Below are 1,644 nucleotides of genomic sequence, written 5' to 3' on the forward strand. Positions count from 1 at the left end.
GTATCTGTGCATCCGGGGGGAACATATCCATCATGTCCTTACTAATAGGAAGATCTCGAAGATTCGGCGGGTATACTCCTTTATTGAGTACATAGAAAAGTATCTCATTCTCATTATTCTGAAACATATAGTATACTTCATCTTCACTAGCTCCTACTTTTCCTATTGGTAACCGGACTTCCTCCACTTTACCGTTAGCCAGGTTTAAAGTACATATCCCTCTATTATGTCCGATCCATAATTTCCCCTGCGCCTCTATCAGTTTTCCGGTCACCCGTATCGGCTGATTTATATTCAAAGTCAGCGGATGATAACGGAATAGATATTGTCTGGCATTATAAAACAGAGCACCTTCATTGAAGGTCCCCAACCATAACGATCCCTGTTTGTCTTTGTAAAGACTCATCAAACGACGGTTAGCAAGCAGTCCGGAAGGAATACATTCTTCAAATGTCCGGCTAATAACATGTGTATGTTCATTCATCACAGCTAACCCATTATCTGTAGCTAATAGTAAAAGAGAATCGTTATACACCTTTATATCATGCACCTGTCCTTTCCATACACTCATATCAGCCGGGAAATTCACTTCAATTTTTGTTGCTGTACTGGTAACCGGATTATAAAGTTGTAAATTATCCAGAGAAGAGGCCAACCAGGTACGTTCTTTTTCGTCCTGAAAGATTTTCAGAAATGCCGGATAATCCGGGCCTTTCAGAATATACGAGAAACGGGAAGTTCGTGTATCCAGTCTAAGGATACCTTTGTTTGCTACATTCAAGAGAAGAGAATTATCTGCACTGGGTGCCATACTGTTTATATAAAGTCCTCTTAACGCTTCCAAACAAGTACATTTTCCATTCCGAAGGATATATACCCCCATTTTGGTAACCACCCATACTGCTCCGTCTGATGCTATCGACAGACCAACCACCACCCCACGAGGCAATTCGCAACCTTTATATAAAGTGGCTAAATCTATATATTTCTCCTCAAAGGGATCGAAAAGTGTAATTCCATTAAAAGTTCCAATCCACATTCTGCCTTGCCTGTCTCCTGTGATACTGACAATATCATTGGATTGTCTGACGGTCTCATCGGATTCATAAAAGAAATTTTTAATTTCATAACCATCCAAACGATTCAACCCGTCCTTTGTCCCTAACCATATATATCCCATCTCGTCCTGATAGATAGCTTTTACCGTACTGTTGGACAGTCCGTCTGCTACAGTATACGAACGGTAGGGGTTATCGGCTAAAAGAATCAGGGTACTACTGAACAATGTAATCAACAAGAACGTAAACTTTTTCATCACCATGGTACAGACATATTCATATATGCAGGCAAAGATAATATGTCTTTTCATAAAATAATAGTCCGCATGAGGGTTTTAACTAAACTGATATATGGCATTTTCAGCTTTAACCCCTGTAACCCGAAGAAAGGATATAGAGACCAAAAAATTCCTCTATTGTCTATGAAAGACCTCTTCTTATACACTATGCCCGCCTATTACTTTTACAGCAATAGACGGGCACATAGATGTATTATTCTCCTCAAAAAAATAAAGAAAATAAAGTTGTTTTATTAGTAACTCTGAAGCGTTATAATAGAACGTGCCGGAATCTGAATAGTCTTTCC

1 protein-coding gene is annotated in these 1,644 nt (G+C 39.2%); it reads right to left on the reverse strand.

The features are described 5' to 3' along the window. On the reverse strand, positions 1-1,369 hold a 1,369-nt coding region (locus AB5935_RS25450; RefSeq protein ID WP_368327811.1), incomplete at its 3' end, for a two-component regulator propeller domain-containing protein. Positions 1,370-1,644: the final 275 nt, after the last annotated feature.

Origin of the sequence: Phocaeicola sp. RTP21198st1_B8_RTP21198_201120 (genome assembly GCF_040929485.1) — a bacterium.
GTDB classification, from domain to species: domain Bacteria; phylum Bacteroidota; class Bacteroidia; order Bacteroidales; family Bacteroidaceae; genus Phocaeicola; species Phocaeicola dorei.